We start from the raw sequence: 18,389 nt of genomic DNA, 5'->3' as shown, positions 1-18,389 counted from the left end.
CAGCAATAATAAAGGCACCACTTGGGTGCCTTTATTATTTCATTGTATTTCAAATCCGATCAACTGGTCAACGAACTGACATCAGTTTACCATTTACTGATTTATTACCCACCCTGAACTGATAGATCAATGTTCCGTTGATGGCAGAAGGAGCCGTGAAATTTACCTGTTGCGGTACACCTGCCTGCATGGTACCGAGGAATGGAACAGCCAGTTTACGACCGGTCATATCATACAATTCAAGTGTAGCCATACCCGAAACAGTTGAACGAAGCGTGAAACTGATCCTGCTGACATATGGATTCGGGAAAGCGGTTACCTGTACAGCCGGGCCTTCCTCAGCTACCATTGCCTTCTCGGTTTTCGCAGAAGCATTGACAGCAGTTTCAGAAGAAGATCCATTCAATACAGTGCCGCCATTGCAGTTGCTCAGGCTAACAGAGGTCATTGTATTTGGGATCACAGGCGCCGAGACTGAATTACCCAATCTTGTCACAAAACTGCTGCTCGATGGCAGTGTCCCGGTGATCAATTTACCGACCACTGATTTTGCATCGTACTTCACGGCGAGTGTAATAACCGTTCCAGGTTGTACATTCTTAAAATTGATGATCGCATCGCCAATAGTGGCTGCTTCGGCGCCAGTGGCAATTTTGGTACAGCCATTGGCAAAAGCAAATGCATACCCCTGGTGAAGGCTGAACCTAGCCCCACCCAAAGCACCGGATGCGGTCTGGCTCACATATACAGAAAAATTAGCGGCAGGGGCTACAATATTCGTATAATAGAAGAACACACCTGGCGTAGCATTGAATACAGTATTTTTACCGGAAACCGTTTTAGGTGTCAGACATACGGTTGGTAATACCACCGCTTTCCCGGAATTGAAAATGGAACAGTTCACTTCTGTTGGATAAATACCTGCATTGATCCTGCATTCATTCACCGCAACAGTTACCATAGCCGAATTACTACAACCATTGGCATCAGTTACCGTAGCCGTATAAACACCGGCGTTGGTTAACAACGCATCGGTTATGGTTGGATTTTGCAGGTTAGAACTAAATCCATCAGGACCAGACCAGCGATAAGACACCCCGCCGGCAGCAGTGAGAGAAATGGCAGATCCAGTACAAACAGAACCCGGACCAGTTGCAGAAACATTGATTTTGGCAGGTTCTGTAATTACTGCAGAGGCAGTAGTGTTACAACCATTTGCATCCGTTACAGTTACAGAATAACTGCCCGCGGTAAGTCCGCTCACATCTTCTGCCAAAGTCGTATTGGACCATACATAACTATATGAACCTGTGCCACCACTCACTGTAAGATCGATAGAACCGTTTGAACCTCCGTTACAAGTTGCATTCGATGCAGTAGCCGTAGCCGTTAATAAGGCTGGTTCTGTCACTTCGGATGAAGCCGTAGCGATACATCCATTCGCATCTGTTACGGTCACAGAATAGGTTCCGGCAGCAACATCTGTCAACTGTTGCGTTTGAATTGAGTTGGACCAGGCATAATTATAAGGACTTGTTCCGCCACTCACACTAAGCAATACAGAACCATCAGTACCATTTTTACACTTCACATTAACAGCAGTAGCCGTAGCCGCAGGCACAGGATTAACCAGTGCCGTTACAGCGGTTCTGGACAGGGATACGCATCCGGTGTTGCTGTTGACCGCTTCTGCATAATAGCGGGTGGTGGTATTGAGAGAGGGTGTAGTATAAGAACCAGTGCCCGTTAATAAAGCAATACCGTCCATTGCGTTTGCATACCAATCAATCACAGCACCGCTGGTAGCAGTTTGAGCGGCCAATATCAGCGATCCTTCCCCACAACGTGCTGCTCCTGTTACAGAAGGCGCTGCCGGTGCCGGGTTAACCAGTACCACAAATTGATCTTCCTGGCGGCAGCCTGCCCTGGTATACACTACCCGATAGGTTCCAGAAGAAGCAGGAAGCTGGTCAATATCCAGAAAAGATTCCGTTGTTGTTTTTTGCGTGCCGTCGGGAGCCGTCCATGTGTAAACGTCAGCACCGGTGGCAGCGTTTAGCTTTGTTTTTCCCGTGGTTTCACAAACCGTAACAGTAGTATAGTTCTGTACTTTAACAGGCACCATGATCTGCAGAGAACTGCATCCGGTGGTGGTAAATCCGTTACCCACCCCGCTGTTCACATTTCCATTCCCAAATTTCAATACAGCCTCACCTAAAATAGCATCATAACGTCCATTCAGAGTGAGTTTGAAATAATTGTTGAGCGCTTTGCCTGAAAACTTGATCAGACTATTTGCAGACTGACATTCCGGTGTAGAACCGTCGGAATAAACGGGTGTAGTAGCACTCCAGGTAACCCCGTCTGTAGAATATTCCGCATTCCTGACAGATCCTTCCAGGCAAAAATTTGCCATATTCATGTGGCTAAGACCTGTAAGACTGGTGGTCTGTTCAACACGCCAGATAAACGTAGTGGCTGAAGCCCCGGCATCATAGGTCTTTTCCAGTAAATAGACATTGAAACCAGCAGAAAAAGTAGGCGTTTGTGCGGACACAAACGCTGCAGACAAAACAAAGATTAGCGGCAACAATAAACGCTTGAAGGATAGGATGTGTAAAAGCTTTTTCATGGCATTAGTTTAAGATTTGGTATAACGATGGCTTATTCGAAAATGATTGGCAGAGATCTCATCAGTCCACACGCCAAGTCTTCTCTTCGGGGATATTGGAAAATCAGGGGGGAGGGCAACAATTTGCAGAAAATGAAATTGTAGTACGCAAATCTACACTTGTAGTTATCAAACTACAATTAAAAGCATATTAAAAATAATTATGACTATAAATTGCTATTTTATAATAGAATTATCACTATATAGGCAAATAGATATAGAATAATGTCTACAAAAAGTCCATACCAAAAGGAAGAAAAATAGGCTGGCTGCTATTTAGAATTACAAAAAAAACAGTTTAAAAGCATATTACGACAACCAACCATCACAATAATAAAGCTCGGCGAACGGTGAAAGAATGAATGAGGCGGGAAAAGAGAATAACGGGAACTACCTACCAAAAAAGGCAACAGTCAGATTCCATAAGGCAGTGGAATCTGACTGTTGCCTTTTACCTATCGATACCTATTTTTTAGAGGCTCCCTTTTTTTAATTCATCAACAGCGAAATTAGCAGCCCTTGCTGTTAAAGCCATATAAGTGAGTGAAGGGTTCTGACAGGCCGATGAGGTCATACAGGCACCATCCGTAATAAATACATTTTTTGCGTCCCATACCTGGTTGGTCGCATTTACAACAGAGGTCTTGGGATCTTTTCCCATACGGGCCGTTCCCATTTCGTGGATCCCATGTCCTATGGCATGTCCATTGTCCCAGGTACGGACATTCGTTACACCCGACGCTTCGAACATAGCTTTCAGTTCTTCCACAATGGCTTTGCGCATTTTCTTTTCATTGTCTTTCAACTCGCAATCCATCGAGAGTACCGGCAGTCCCCATTTGTCTTTCCTGTTTTTATCCAGCGTGATCTTATTCTCATGATAGGGAAGTATTTCGCCGAACCCGGTAGCACCGATACTCCAGCCGCCCGGTTCCGTAAGGGCTTCCTTAAAATCAGCTCCGATATTCAGTTCCGCAATATCCCTGCTCCATCCAGCTCTGCTGGCACTTCCCTGATAACCAAAACCTCGAAGAAAATCACGTTTATCTTCACCAATATTGGCAAAACGCGGAATATAAAATCCATTGGCCCTTCTTCCGAAATAATATTTGTCTTCGTAACCCTCCACCTGGCCTGTTGCCCCAAGGTTGTAATGATGGTCCATCACATTATGTCCCAGCTCACCGCTGCTGCTACCCAGTCCGCCCGGCCAGATATCCGTTGCCGTATTGAACAGCACCCAGGTAGAATTCAAAGCCGAAGCATTCAGGAATACTATTTTAGCGTAATACTCATAGGTCTGGTTAGTCTCTGCATCCAACACTTCCACCCCTTTGGCTTTTTGGGTATCCTTGTCGTAGATCAGTTTGGTAACAATGGAAAACGGCCTCACCGTCAAGTTCCCCGTTTTCATGGCTGCAGGTAAAGTGGAAGATTGCGTACTGAAGTATCCGCCAAAGGGGCAACCTTCCCAGCAACGGTTACGGAACTGGCATTTTGTTCTTCCTTCAATGGCTTCTGTAAGATTGGCTACACGGCCAATAAACAGATGCCGCGCACCTTTATAGTGTGCTTTGATTCTGGCAGCTACATCTTTCTCTACACAATTCAGATCCATTGGCGGTAAAAAATGGCCGTCGGGTAATTGTGGCAGACCTTCCCTGGACCCGCTGATACCGGCAAATTTCTCTACATGATCATACCAGGGTGCTAGGTCTTTGTAACGGATCGGCCAGTCAATACCCACGCCTTCTTTTGCATTGGCTTCAAAATCAAGATCACTCAACCGGTAACTCTGCCTGCCCCATAAAATGGAACGGCCACCCAGCTGGTAACTACGCCACCAGGTAAAGGGTTTCACTTCGGTGTACGGACAATCCTCTTCGTTTGTCCAGGAATCCATTACTGCCTCACTGGCTGCCCAGCCGCGGTGAATGACAGGGTATTTCTTCCTCTGATCAGCAGCTGTTCTGCCACGATGCGCAAAGTCCCAGGGGTCTTTGGATGCAGTCGTATAGTCCTTGATATGCTGATAGTCCCTGCCACGTTCCAGCATCAGAACTTTCAGTCCCTTCTCTGTAAGTTCCTTTGCCGCCCAGCCCCCACTGATCCCCGATCCCACTACAATGGCATCAAAACTGTTTTGCATTTTGGCTTTGTTGTTCAGGTTGGTTGAATCTGCAGACATGATATTTTGATTAGTGGATTACGGATTAACATGTTATACTCCTATTACAACCTCTGCGCAAACTTCCTGTTCTCACATTCTCTGCGGTAAATAACATTCCGAACAATAGCAACTGGCCTTTTAAAAAGGGTTTTCCACCGCAGAGGGTCCCGATTATATTAAAAGGTTATAGATAGTTTACAAATAATGAATTACGGATGGTGGATTTACAGATCACAAAATACCCATTTCTACAACCAGCCCTACTGCCTATTCACCACTCACCACTCACTATTGTCAATTGACCATTGCCCCCTCACAAAGTTCCTTTCTTCAACTCTTCCACCGCATGGTTAGCTGCTCTTGCAGTAATAGCCATGAAAGTGAGTGACGGATTCTGCGTGCTGGTAGAAGTCATACAGGCACCGTCCGTAACAAAAACATTTTTGCACTGGTGCAATTGATTCCAGGCATTCAGCATGGAGGTCTTGGGATCCCTTCCCATACGCACCCCGCCCATTTCGTGAATATCCAGTCCGGGAGCCTGTTTGCTGTCGCGGGCATTGATATTGGTGCAACCCGCTTTCTCCAGCATTTCTTTTCCCTGTTCCAGGAAATCCTTTAATAATTTTTCATCATTATCATCATACCCTACCGAAGTGATCAGTTGCGGGATACCCCATTCATCTTTCTGGTCCTTGCTCAAACGGACATGGTTCGATTCCTTGGGAATGGTTTCTCCCTGCATCATCATATAAATACCCCAGTCGCCGGCTTCGGTCAATGCATCTTTGTAATCACCACCGATACCATCGGCTCTTGCCCGGCCCCTGCTGGCACTGTAATGCACCATATACCCACGGAGAAAATCCATCTCCTGCTTGTATACGTTCCGGAAGTTGGGCATCATCACTGCAGTGGGTCTACGCCCGTAATAGTATTTGTCTTGCGGTCCGTCATACGATGCTGTTAAAGAACCCCGGTAATTATGGAAAGCCACATATTTACCCAGCAGGCCATTATCGTTGCCTAACCCATTTGGAAAACGGTTCGAAGTGGAATTCAACAGGATCAGGTTGGTATTCAAACAGGCGGCATTCACAAAAATGATGCGTGCAAAATATTCCGTGGCTTGATGTGTCACAGTATCAATCACCCGAACACCGACGGCTTTCTGTTTCTGTTCATCGTAAATGATGGAATGTACCACCGAATTGGTACGAAGTGTGAGATTTCCGGTTCGCTGTGCCCAGGGAATGGTGGTGGAATTGGAACTGAAATAACCACCGAATGGACAGCCCCTTTCACACAGGCTTCTTGCCTGGCACTGGGTACGTCCCTGTTGTATATGGATATCCCTGGGTTGTGTCAGATGTGCGCAACGGCCCTGCACCACATAGCGGTCTTTGTAATGGGCTTTGATCTTTTGCTGAATCTCTTTCTCTACGCAGTTCATTTCCCAGGGCGGCAGAAAATCACCATCGGGTAGGGTTTCCACTCCGTCTTTATTACCGCTGATACCGGCAAACCTTTCCACATGCGTGTACCAGGGTGCCAGGTCATCATAGCGGATGGGCCAGTCAACCGCAAAGCCATCGCGGCCCGGGCCTTCAAAATCGTATTTACTCCAGCGTTGTGTCTGCCTTGCCCATAACAACGATTTACCACCAACCTGGTATCCACGGATCCAGTCGAAGGGTTTTTCCTGCACATAGGGATGTTCATGATCCTTCACAAAAAAATGATCCGTGGCTTCGCCATACGCGTAACAACGGTTCACTACCGGATCTTTTTGTGCGATGGGTGGCGGCATTTTACCCCGATGCGGAAAGTCCCAGGGATTCTTGGTAGCGGTAGGATAATCTTTCAGGTGAACCACATCTTTTCCTCTTTCGAGCAACAGGGTCTTCAACCCCTGCTCACAGAGTTCCTTGGCAGACCAGCCGCCACTGATACCGGATCCTACCACAATGGCATCAAAAGAATTTTGCGCAACACCTTTGGTGTTGACATGAAGTGTATCTGGCATAGCAAGCGATATTCAATGAGTGAATGAGTGGATGAGCGAATGAGTGAATGATAAGCACATTCTGATCATATATTCAGCCAATCATGATATTTTCATCATCACTTAAATCTAACATATTATTTTTCTTCCCGTATGCTCCGGTAAGATTATTATCAACTTTTGATAATTTTATACCACAATTCATTTTAAATTCAGCAATATGGAATACAGAGAAATTGGTCAGTCGGGCATACAGGCTTCGGCCATCACTTTTGGCGCCTGGGCCATTGGCGGATGGATGTGGGGCGGAGCCGATAGAAAAGAGGCACTGGAAGCCATCCTGGCTTCCTATGAACTAGGCGTAACTTCGATAGATACAGCCCCGGCTTACGGGCAGGGACTCAGTGAAGAGATTGTAGGGGATGCTTTGAAGATCCTTCCGAGAGATAAGGTACAGGTCCTCACCAAATACGGGCTTCGCTGGGACCTGGATAAGGGAGAATTCTTTTTTAACAGCATCGACAATTATGGCAATCCCATTGTCGTCAACCGCTATTCGGGTAAAGAAAGTATCATCGAGGAATGTGAGAACAGTTTGCGCAGGCTGGGTACGGATTATATTGACCTGTACCAGATACACTGGGCTGATCCCACCACTCCTATTGAAGAAACCATGGAAGCGGTGCTGCAATTACAGCAAGCCGGTAAGATACGCGCAGCAGGTGTCTGCAACTATACGGTTGATCAGATGAAGACCGCCGAAACCGTTCTTTCGCTGGCATCCAACCAGGTACCTTATAGTATGGTCTTCCGTGATATAGAAAAAGATGTGGTCCCCTACTGCATCGAGCAAAAGAAAGCCGTAATCGCCTATAGTCCCTTACAGCGGGGTTTGCTGACAGGCAAGATCAAACCCGGCCACCAGTTCAACGAAGGTGATACCCGTGAAGGCAACCGTTTTTATTCTGATGAGAATATCAAAAGGATCAATCATTTCCTCGACGATCTCCGGTCACTGGCAGCAGATAAAAATGCCTCACTGGCACAACTGGTCATTGCCTGGACCCTGCGGCAACCCGGTATCACATTGGCGCTGGTGGGCGCCCGCAATGCAGAACAGGCAAGCCAGAACGCCCGGGCAAGTAATATCCTGCTGAGCCAGGAAGAGCTGCAGCTGATCAATGACAAACTGGGCAAACTGGAGCTGGTGTTCTGATCATCTGAACGGCATCATAAAATATCATACCTGCATCACAGACACGGGTACTTCGACCATAAAAATATTTTGGTAATATCTTATAAGGTCATTTATATTTGCCTACTAAATAAGTAGACTAATTAACACCCTACCATGCAGGCAACACACAACATCACCGCTTCCACTATTTTCGTTCGCCGTTCCCAGCAACACAGACAGACCTGTTATTGCTGATCTGATCCTGGTTACCGTTCTGTATCAGAACTATTGACGAAGTTGCCTGTTTAGTGCAATAATTGATCCCTTTACCATTACAACCGTTCCATGAACCATTATAGAAAAATAGCTATCCTGTTATCGGGTCTTGCCCTTTCCACACAATCCTTTGCACAATCCACTGATGCCTATCAGGCCAGCATCGATAACTGGCATCGTACCAGAACAGAGAACCTGAAAAAAGAAAATGGCTGGCTGAACCTGGCCGGACTGTTCTGGTTATCCGAAGGCAGTAACAGCTTTGGCAGTGATTCAACACAAGCTATTATTTTTCCCAAAGGAAGCATTGCTGCACAGGCCGGCTATTTCATACGAAAAGGCAATACCGTTTCAATACATACCCAGGCGGGCACGAATATCACTATCCTGGATACACTCGTCACAGATCGCATCATTTTACAGCCGGATTCGATGAATGCCCCGGTATTGGCGCATGGTTCTTTGAGATGGTCGGTGATCCAAAGAGAAGACAGGATCGGTATCCGCCTGCGCGACCTGGACAGCAAAGAACTGAAACGTTTCAAAGGCATCAACAGGTACCCGGTAAATGCGGCATGGAAAACTACGGCCAAACTGGAAACCATCGGACAACCCGGGCTCATCTCCATTACGAACGTGCTGGGACAAACCAACCTGCAGAATGCTGCCGGCAAACTGGTATTCACCCTGCAGGGCAAAACCTATACGCTGGACGTACTGGACGAGGGAGAAGAAGAACTTTTTATCGTTTTTGCAGATGCCACCAATGACTCGGAGACCTATCCCTCCGGGCGTTTCGTCTACATTCCCAAACCTGATGCCCAGGGAAACACGGTGATTGATTTTAACAAAGCCTATAATCCACCCTGCGCTTTTACCCCGTTTGCTACCTGCCCCTTACCACCGCCCCAGAACCGCCTTCCCTTGGCGATCATGGCAGGGGAAAAGAACTATGGGAATCACTAAACCGGCAGATAACTAAATTTTGTCAGAATCTTAGCAGACTATACATTTGCAATCCTATCGGCATCAATTGGCTTTCCTGCAAAAGATGACCGGTCGTATGGGGGGTTAGCTCAGTTGGCTAGAGCGCTTGCATGGCATGCAAGAGGTCGTCGGTTCGACCCCGATACTCTCCACTTAAGTCTCACAATTTTTGTGAGACTTTTTTATTTTATTAACTCAAGTCCAACCAGAGCGTCCCGCCATCGGCGGGAAGATCGTCGGTTCGACCCCGATACTCTCCACCAAGGTCTCACAGTTTCTGTGAGACCTTTTTATTTATTCCACAGTTCAACATTCCTTGCTCGATATTCATTATTCATCATCCCTCACACCCATCCTTTTTTCTGATAGGCTTCATACCCTATCTGGATGGCTCTCTCCACTTCCGCCAATATCACCGGATCCATTTTTTTGATGTGGAAACAGGCTTTGCCTTTCAGGCATCCGATAAAAGCCGGGCTGAACAGTTTTTCCATCGACGGATTCATATAAACGGGCAGATAATGAAAAGCCACATAGCCTTTCTGTATCATCGCAGATACCAGCCACATTTCCTGTCTTTTACGTCCCGCTATCTCCACCGTCTTGTGGCTGACCAGGTGCGCCTGTCCTCCGGTTGCAGCATGAAAGACTAATGAGCCCTTTTGATCATAAGGTTTCATCATCTGTTGAATAGCAGTAAAGATCTTGACCAGTTCCGGCTGCCCGGCAGATTTATCGGTATACTTGACCGAGATGGTTTTTTCTTTCTTCTCCGGTTCGCTTTTTTTAACCACTGTTTTTTTGACAGCAGTTTTTCCGGCAACTGTTTTCTTAGCCGTCTTTTTTATCGTTTTGACCGCAACATCCGTAGACTTTGCCATGGGATCTGTTTCTCCTAATATAAAAAAAGTCCGCCGAAGCAACTACTCCGGCGGACTTTTTTAGGTGAAATGTCAATAGTGAATTGTCAATGAACACCATACTAACTAACTACTCCCCACTGACCACTCACGACTCACGATTGTCCCTAATCCCAGATCTCTTCCTTCCCTTCCAGCCATAATTTAACAGCTTCGGTGGTAACGGATTGGGGTCTTTCGAGCGGAAATCCGAGGGCCCTGTCCCAGCAAAGGCTGGCCAGTACACCCAAGGCACGGCTAACGGCAAATAGTACGGTGTAGAATTCATATTCCACCAGGCCATAATGAACCAGCAAAGCACCACTATGTGCATCCACGTTGGGCCATGGGTTTTTGATCTTACCCAGCGATTGCAGGATCGGCGGAACCGTATCGTAAATATTCCATACGGTATTCACCAGTTTATCATCAGGCATGTGTTTCTTTCCAAACTCCATCTGCGCAGTAAAACGGGGGTCGGTCTTGCGTAATACCGCATGGCCATAACCCGGAACCACTTTACCGGAAGACAGGGTTTCCTGCACATAGGCAGCAATCTGCTCTTTGGTAGGAGTATCGGTGCCCAGCTTCTCCTGCATCTCAAAGATCCATTTGATCACTTCCTGGTTGGCCAGTCCGTGCAGCGGACCTGCCAGGCCGTTCATACCCGCAGCATAGCTAAGGAAGGGATCGCTCAGGGCAGAACCCACCAGGTGCGTAGTGTGGGCAGATACGTTACCACCTTCATGGTCTGCATGGATGGTCATGTACAAACGCATCAGTTCTTTAAAGCTTTCATCTTCAAAGCCCATCATATGTGCCAGGTTACCGGCCCAGTCGAGCAGCCCGTTGGGTTGTATATGTTCGTTGTTCTTGTATTTGCGGCGATAGATATAAGCTGCGATCCTTGGCAGACGTGCGATCAGGTCCATCGAATCATCGAATACAGGATCCCAGTAATCTTTTTTATTGATGCCTTTTGCATATTCTTTGGCGAACTGGCTCTCGGTCTGCAGGGCCATCACACCTGTTACAAACATGGTCATGGGGTGCGCACTGATGGGCAGGGCATCGATGGTATCGAACACATAATTGGGAACATGGCTGCGGCGCTGCCAGATGCTGGTGACATTGTTCACATCATCGCAAGTGGGTAATTCACCGATTAGCATCAGGTAAAACAGGCCTTCAGGCAGCGGTTCTCCTCCATTGGGGGCTTTGGGCAATTGGGCCTGCAGTTCTGGGATAGAATACCCGCGGAAACGGATACCTTCCTGTGCATCCAGTAAACTGGTTTCGGTTACCAGACCAGTGATACCACGCATACCCTGGTATACCTGCGACAGGGTCACTTCCCCCACTTTTTTGCTACCGTGTTCTTTCAGTAATGCTTTGATCTCTGCATTCGAAGCATCTGCTTTTGCTTTGAACCGCTCTTTTACTATTTCCATGACTAAGCTATGTTTTTTATTAACCGTTGATAACAAGCACGTTAGAATGCTTGCAGGCAAAGGGTTGGTTGTAAGTGCTAAAGGTAAAACAAGTTGCTTTCTACAACAAAACAATTAGGCCTTAGGTTGTCAAAATCAGGTAAAATTACTTAGGAGCTTTCCGGTAAAGATAGACCACCACAAAAACGAAGATCATGTTCGGTATCCAGGCCGCGATCAGAGGTGGCAGGTTGCCCTTGGTAGAAAAAATGGTAGAAAATCGATCGGTGATGATGAACAGTGCGGCGATCATAAAACCTACGGCCAGGTGTACGCCACTGCCTCCCCTCACTTTACGCCCGGCAACAATTGCGCCGATCAGGGTCAGCAATAATACCGTGATACAGGTGGCATCCCTGCGGTAACGTTCCACTTTCAGTTCGTTCAACCCTTCCGAACCTCGCAACTCCTCCAGACGGATAAAACGATCCAGCTCGGGCGAAATCAGTTTGTCTTTGGTGTATTTATCCCGGCTCAGGTCATAGGGCTTGAAATTGAAGTTCATGGTCTTGGTCATTTCCAGCTTCACGTCTTCCCTCAATGGCTGCAGTTTCCGGTCGAGCAGCGATTCCAGCCGCCATTTTTTGGTAGCCGTATCCCAGGAAATGCCATCAGCCCGCATGTTCTCCACCACTTGATCATTCTGTACTTTGTAAAAGAACACGGGCCCTCCCCGTTTGGTCAGGGTATCATAAGAATAAATACCAGCATAGGTAAAGGAATCCACCCGCAGGTAAATATTACTGCTGGTGGCAACCAGGGCATTGTAAGAATTATTACCGTCAATGTATTTGGCCTCAAAAGTGCCTCTGATCTGGTTGGCTCTCGGCACCACGTACTGGTTGGCAAACCAGAGCAGCACACAAAGGAATCCTCCCCCGATCCAGTAAGGTCTGAGCCAGCGCATATAACTGGTTCCACTGGCGAGTATGGCAATGATCTCGCTTTTGCCGGCCATCTTAGAGGTAAAGAATATCACCGCAATGAACACGAACAACGGAAACAGCAAGGCAATGATATGCGGAACAAACCCGAAATAATACAATGTGATGATCTGGTTTACACCCAAACCGGTCTTGACAAAATCATCGGTCTTTTCACTCACATCCACCACCACGGCAATGATGGTGAACAGGAAAATGGCAAAAAAGAACGTGGTCAGGAATTTCTTCAGTATGTACCAGTCAAGTTTCTTCATGATGGGTTATGGGCAAAGATACGGGGGGCAGGGAGTTAGCGGGGCGTAAAATCGTTAAAGAAGTTAAAAGGGGTTAAAGGGGTTAAAATCGTTAAAAGCAGTTAGAATGGTTTAGATTGTTACGAGCGTTACAGGGCTACCCAGTGAGACCAAGCCGCCCTTTAACCTCTTTAACCATTTTAACCCCTTCCCTTTAACTTCTTTAACGATTTTAACTCTTTTAACCACCCTACAGCCTTTGCTTCACCTGCTCCACCATGCTTTTTTTCCAGCTGCTGAAATCGCCTTCCAGGATATGTTTGCGGGCTTCCCCCACCAGCCAGAGGTAGAACGACAGATTCTGGATACTGGCCAGTTGCAGGCCCAGTATCTCGTCTGCCACAAACAGATGCCGCAGGTAGGCTTTGGTATAGAACTGGCTCGATTCCACGGGTAGTCCGGGATCGAGAGGCGAAAAATCGTTGGCCCATTTTTTATTGCGGATATTGATCACGCCCCGGGTGGTGAACAGCATGCCGTTACGGCCATTGCGGGTGGGCATTACGCAATCGAACATATCGATACCAAGATCAATACACTCCAGAATATTCCAGGGAGTACCCACGCCCATCAGGTAACGGGGTTTGGCTTCAGGTAAATGATCGGCACAAAGCGCGGTAAATTCATACATCATTTCTTCCGGTTCACCTACGCTCAAACCTCCGATTGCATTACCCACTGCATTTTTAGATGAGATATATTCACAGGAAGCTTTCCGCAGGTCCTGGTACGTGCTCCCCTGTACAATCGGGAACAGGTTCTGTGTGTACCCATATTTATCAGGCGTTTCTTCCAGTCTTTTGAAACAACGGTCGAGCCAGCGATGGGTGAGTTCCATACTTTTTTTGGCATACCCATATTCACTGGGATAGGGCGGACATTCGTCAAAAGCCATGATGATATCGGCACCGATGCTGCGCTGGATATCCATGACGGACTCCGGACTGAACAGGTGTCGGCTACCGTCAATATGCGATTGGAACATCACACCCTCTTCCCTGATCTTCCGGTTGGCCGCCAGAGAAAAAACCTGGTAACCGCCGCTATCCGTCAGGATGGGTCTGTTCCAGCCATTGAACCGGTGCAAACCACCTGCAGCCTCCAAAACTTCTGTACCCGGACGGAGGTACAGGTGATAGGTATTACCCAGGATGATCTTTGCATCGATCTCGTTCAATAACTGTTGCTGGGTAACCGCTTTTACACTACCTACCGTACCTACGGGCATAAAGATGGGCGTGGGTATCTCACCATGATCCGTTGTGATCTTTCCTGCCCTTGCTTTGGAACCCGCTGCGGTTGTCTGTAACGCAAAATCCAGTGCTGCCATGGCGCAAAAGTAGGGAAACTCGGTGTTTGAGAGGCAGCAGTCGACGTTCCCTGCTTGTACAGGCTCCGTTTTGCCACCACCTATCTTTTCCACACCCGCGCCAGACGAAGCTTTCAAAGCGCTATTTTTGCCGGATGATGATACCAACCATCACCTGGACTATACTGTTTTATGTATTCTGCGCCGTCATTGCCATACAGGTCATGTATTACCTGTATTTCTTCAGACGGCTGGCTTTTTTCAAGAAACCGGCAAGGGATGTCAATTTTGAGCATCCCGTATCCGTGATCATCTGTGCCCGCGATGAGGCCGATAACCTTACCCGCAACCTGCCGGGTGTGCTGGTGCAGGACTATAAGACAACACATGAGATCGTTATCGTGAACGATAACTCTACCGATGAAGGCAAATATGTGATCGAAGAGTTTCAGAAATCGTTCAAGAACATCAACCATATACAGCTTACGCAGGAAGCCAAGATGATCAGCGGAAAAAAGTTTCCCCTGTCCATCGGTATCAAAAGCGCCAAATACGAAATCGTGTTACTGACAGACGCAGATTGTACGCCCGCTTCGGAGTTCTGGATGCAGAAAATGCAGGATGCCTATGATGAGGATACCGAGATCGTGCTGGGATATGGTGCCTACCACAAACGTCCGGGGATCCTGAACAAACTGATCCGTTTCGAAACCTTTCATACCGCTTTACAATACCTCTCTTATGCACTTGCCGGAACACCTTATATGGGTGTGGGAAGGAACCTGAGTTACAAGAAAGAAGTGTTTCTCCGCAACAAGGGATTCTCCTCCATCAACCAGATCCCCAGCGGCGATGATGACCTGTTCATCAACCAGGTGGCCACCGCAGAAAATACCGCAGTGGTGATCGACCCGGAAGCGCATACCCTGAGTGAACCCAAGAAACGCTGGAGCGACTGGATGACGCAGAAATACCGCCATTACACTACGGGGCGTTATTATAAGCCCAAACATAAATTCCTGTTGGGACTGTATTCACTCAGTTTATTCCTGCTCTATCCCTTACTGGCCCTGTCCATCATCTTCTTTAACTGGTGGATCGCACTGGCCGTGTTCGGCTTCCGTTTGCTGATACAGGCGGTGATCCTGTACAAGGGCATGAAGAGGCTGAATGAGTCCGATCTCTGGCCCTGGTTCCTGTTGCTGGATATCTGGATGTTCTTTTATTACATTTTTACCTTACCTGCCATATGGAAAGCGCCCCGCAAAAACTGGGATTGATCCTCAAATACTTCGACGATTTTACCGAAGAGCAGATCGCACAGTTCACAGCGCTGGAAGCGTTGTACAAAGAATGGAACGCCAGAATCAATGTGATCTCGCGGAAAGATATCGACAGTATATACCTGCACCATGTACTGCATTCGCTCAGCATTGCGGCGATAGCAGATTTTGAGCCAGGCACACAGATCATTGATATCGGTTGCGGAGGAGGTTTTCCCGGTGTGCCGCTGGCAATATTTTTTCCGAAAGTGAAGTTTCATCTGGTCGACAGTATCGCCAAAAAACTCAAAGTGGTGGAAGCCGTTTGTGAAGGAGCCAATATCCGGAACATCACCGTTCAGCATACCCGGGCAGAAGAGATCAAAAACCGAAAATTTGATTATGCCATCTCCCGCGCGGTAGCCCCCCTGAAGGACCTTTGGAAGTGGAGTGCCCCCCTGCTGAAAAAAGACCATAGCAAACCACTGCCCTCCGGTTTGATCTGTTTGAAAGGCGGCGACCTAACCCAGGAAATTTTCGAAAGTGGTTTACGTCCCAAAATGATGCCGATCTTCAAGATCTTCCCGGAAGAATATTTTCAAGAGAAATATGTGATCCACGCGGCAAAATAGGGTCTTCAGCTGTTGGGCTTTTGTCTTAGAGATATTTTTTATTACTTGCTCATTCTTCCAGGCGCTCTTCACTGCTGAGACGCAGAGATCGGTGAGTCAACGCAGAGGTTGGCCTACTGCAACATTCATCTGTCCCCTTGTTCCTTGATTCTTGTTCCTTGTTCCTTGCTCATCTGTTCATCTGTTCCCATGAACGTAAGATTAGAATAGCTCAAAACAACCGCGCCTTAGGGCCTTTGCGAGAAAAATAATTGCTCGCAAAGGCCCTAAGGCGCAGGAAGTATTATGGGTCAGGAAGAGGATTAATCAGGTATCACAAGTTTATTATTGACCCTATTCACATCCGCCAAACGAAGGCTGGGATCGATCTCGATGGATTTAATCTCCTGTATCCCCCGGGAAGTGGCGAAAGCATATTCGGGATGTGTCCATTTCCATTCTTCATGAACGGTTCTGGGTGTGGCATCTTCTGCCGGCTTCTCTCCATACATCAGGTTCAATGGTATATAATGTAGTTCCTTACTGCCGTCTTTGAAAGTGAGCAATACATCAACCGGCATCGGCATTTTACCTATGCGCCTGATGGTGATCAGGGTCTTACCATCTTTTACAGCAATATCACCTACGCCGTAATCGATGGTTTTGGTGCTGTTGATCCAGTATTCTTTGAACCAGTCAAGTTCCATACCGCTTTGCTTTTCCGCCACACGCACAAAATCGTTGGGATTGGGATGTTTGAACCGCCACTGGTTATAATAGGACAGCAGTATCTTATCCCGCACACTATCGCTCACGATATAACCCAGTTGCGAAAGGAACAAAGCGCCTTTGCTATACGCTGCACTGGCATAAGCATAGTTGGTATTGTAATGATCGGCATGCGTACTGGCTGGTTCTTCGTAACCACTTTTGGCCAATGCAAAATATCCACGGTAAGAACCTGCATACCAGAAGCCATTACTGTTCCGCAAAGTGGCCAGTACCCGGGTGCTGCCGTAATCGGTAAATCCTTCATCCATCCAGGGATATAAAGATTCGTTACTGCCCATCATCATCTGGTACCAGCTGTGCATCCACTCATGAATGGCAGTGCCCACGCTGGCACTTTTCAGCAGGGTTCCCATGGGATATTCCATGCCACCGTCGCCTCCCTGTATAAAAGTGTAGGTCTTGTATGGATAGGCGCCAAAGGTCTTTGCCATGATCGGGTAAGCCAGGGCCGCAGTGTCTGCCATTTTCTGCCAGCGGGTCTCCAGCGAGTCCACAGCTTTATATACCACACGGATCAACGGACCATCTTTTACGGTACGTGTAATCATCTTATAGGAAGGGTCTGCAGCCCACATAAAATCATGCACATTATATGCCTGCCATTTCCAGGTAAGGGTATTACCGGCAGCGGGTTTTACAACGGTTCCGGGTGCCTGGTAACCAAAACCCACTTCATGGGCATTGATCAGGTCGCCACCGGCAGTAACCATATAATTCTTGTCGATGGTGATGTTCACATCAAAGTCTCCCCAAACGCCATAAAACTCGCGGGCAATATAAGGATTGGCATTCCAGCCCTGGTAGTCGTATTCCACCATTTTCGGATACCATTGGCTCATGCTGTAACGGATACCCTCCGCATTATCACGGCCGCTACGGCGTATCTGCAAAGGCACTTGCGCTTCGAACACCAGGTCCATCTGCACTTTGCTTTTGGGTAAAATGGGTTTACTGAGTAACACTTCCAGGATAGTCTCATGTTCTTTCAGCTTTTGCTCCACGCCAGCTATCCGGATACTGCTGACACGCTGGTACCCGATTTGATCGGGCGTGAGTTTGCTGATACGGTCTTTCACACGTGCATCCCAGTCCAAACCATCGCTGTTCCGGCGGGGTTCCGCTATCTGTATCTTGCCCAGCTCCCTGCTGCGCACATCCATACTGCTGCCTGGCTGAAATGCATTCCAGTACAGATGGAAATACACTTTATCCAGTGTATCGGGCGAATTATTGGTGTACTCCAGTTTTTCCGTTCCTGTAAAACGGTTGGTGGCCACATCCACAGCTACATTGATATTGTATTTGATGCGCTGCTGCCAACGGTCGGGTTGGGCAAAGGCTGTGGTTAACCGGGAAACGGCAATCGATAGTAAGAAAACCTTCAATAGTTTTTGGCTCATGTGATGCGGAAATTTTTAGAAGGGGTAAATTTCAGGAAATTCAGCTTAGAAAGTGCAGAATAGTGGTCAATGGGCAAAAGAAACCGGGCAGGGGTTGCATCTT

At 47.4% G+C, this 18,389-nt stretch carries 12 protein-coding genes and 1 tRNA gene; 5 read left to right on the top strand and 8 right to left on the bottom strand.

What is annotated here, in order from left to right:
• Positions 1–67: 67 nt before the first annotated feature.
• The 3 genes from ACH3Y6_RS10385 to ACH3Y6_RS10375 all read right to left on the bottom strand — a co-directional run bounded on the left by ACH3Y6_RS10385 (position 68) and on the right by ACH3Y6_RS10375 (position 6,867).
• Positions 68–2,632, bottom strand: a complete 2,565-nt coding sequence (locus ACH3Y6_RS10385; protein WP_490835545.1) for an Ig-like domain-containing protein — start codon at positions 2,630–2,632, stop codon at positions 68–70.
• A gap of 511 nt (positions 2,633–3,143) precedes the next feature.
• Positions 3,144–4,859 carry a GMC oxidoreductase gene (locus tag ACH3Y6_RS10380; RefSeq protein ID WP_490835544.1) on the bottom strand — a complete coding sequence of 572 codons (1,716 nt, stop codon included), beginning with the start codon at positions 4,857–4,859 and terminating at the stop codon, positions 3,144–3,146.
• A 295-nt stretch (positions 4,860–5,154) separates the two neighbouring features.
• Complete coding sequence (locus ACH3Y6_RS10375) at positions 5,155–6,867, bottom strand: GMC oxidoreductase (protein ID WP_490835543.1); 1,713 nt, start codon at positions 6,865–6,867, stop codon at positions 5,155–5,157.
• 199 nt (positions 6,868–7,066) lie between these two features.
• On the opposite strand from ACH3Y6_RS10375, the gene ACH3Y6_RS10370 reads away from it, so the two are divergent.
• The 3 genes from ACH3Y6_RS10370 to ACH3Y6_RS10360 all read left to right on the top strand — a co-directional run bounded on the left by ACH3Y6_RS10370 (position 7,067) and on the right by ACH3Y6_RS10360 (position 9,438).
• Positions 7,067–8,062: an aldo/keto reductase gene (locus tag ACH3Y6_RS10370; protein WP_490835542.1), complete on the top strand. Its 996-nt coding sequence runs from the start codon at positions 7,067–7,069 to the stop codon at positions 8,060–8,062.
• 306 nt (positions 8,063–8,368) lie between these two features.
• On the top strand, positions 8,369–9,265 hold the full coding sequence (locus ACH3Y6_RS10365) for a DUF1684 domain-containing protein (protein WP_490835541.1): 897 nt from the start codon (positions 8,369–8,371) through the stop codon (positions 9,263–9,265).
• Positions 9,266–9,364: 99 nt separating this feature from the next.
• Positions 9,365–9,438: transfer RNA gene (locus ACH3Y6_RS10360), tRNA-Ala, on the top strand.
• Between the two features lie 192 nt (positions 9,439–9,630).
• Here ACH3Y6_RS10360 and ACH3Y6_RS10355 read toward each other — a convergent pair.
• The 4 genes from ACH3Y6_RS10355 to tgt all read right to left on the bottom strand — a co-directional run bounded on the left by ACH3Y6_RS10355 (position 9,631) and on the right by tgt (position 14,359).
• Entirely contained in the window at positions 9,631–10,167 is a 537-nt protein-coding gene (locus ACH3Y6_RS10355; RefSeq protein WP_490835540.1) for a hypothetical protein, read from the bottom strand.
• A 146-nt stretch (positions 10,168–10,313) separates the two neighbouring features.
• Positions 10,314–11,636, bottom strand: a complete 1,323-nt coding sequence (locus ACH3Y6_RS10350; protein WP_490835539.1) for a citrate (Si)-synthase, eukaryotic — start codon at positions 11,634–11,636, stop codon at positions 10,314–10,316.
• 145 nt (positions 11,637–11,781) lie between these two features.
• Positions 11,782–12,873, bottom strand: a complete 1,092-nt coding sequence (locus ACH3Y6_RS10345; RefSeq protein WP_490835538.1) for an LptF/LptG family permease — start codon at positions 12,871–12,873, stop codon at positions 11,782–11,784.
• Positions 12,874–13,102: 229 nt separating this feature from the next.
• The gene (gene tgt / locus ACH3Y6_RS10340) at positions 13,103–14,359 is read right to left on the bottom strand and encodes a tRNA guanosine(34) transglycosylase Tgt (RefSeq protein WP_490835537.1); all 1,257 of its coding nucleotides are present in this window, start codon (positions 14,357–14,359) and stop codon (positions 13,103–13,105) included.
• A 17-nt stretch (positions 14,360–14,376) separates the two neighbouring features.
• On the opposite strand from tgt, the gene ACH3Y6_RS10335 reads away from it, so the two are divergent.
• Positions 14,377–15,501, top strand: coding sequence for a glycosyltransferase (locus tag ACH3Y6_RS10335; protein WP_490835536.1), 1,125 nt, complete (start codon positions 14,377–14,379; stop codon positions 15,499–15,501).
• On the top strand, positions 15,471–16,115 hold the full coding sequence (gene rsmG / locus ACH3Y6_RS10330) for a 16S rRNA (guanine(527)-N(7))-methyltransferase RsmG (protein ID WP_490835535.1): 645 nt from the start codon (positions 15,471–15,473) through the stop codon (positions 16,113–16,115). The genes ACH3Y6_RS10335 and rsmG overlap by 31 nt, the downstream gene beginning before the upstream one ends.
• A 302-nt stretch (positions 16,116–16,417) precedes the next feature.
• Here the strand turns inward: rsmG and ACH3Y6_RS10325 are convergent, their stop codons facing one another.
• The gene (locus tag ACH3Y6_RS10325; protein WP_490835534.1) at positions 16,418–18,286 is read right to left on the bottom strand and encodes a M1 family metallopeptidase; all 1,869 of its coding nucleotides are present in this window, start codon (positions 18,284–18,286) and stop codon (positions 16,418–16,420) included.
• Between the last annotated feature and the right edge of the window lie 103 nt (positions 18,287–18,389).

This window comes from Sediminibacterium sp. FW305-C-269 (assembly GCF_058231045.1).
The sequence above is the reverse complement of the archived record's forward strand: the minus strand, read 5'-3'. Positions and strand labels throughout refer to the sequence as shown.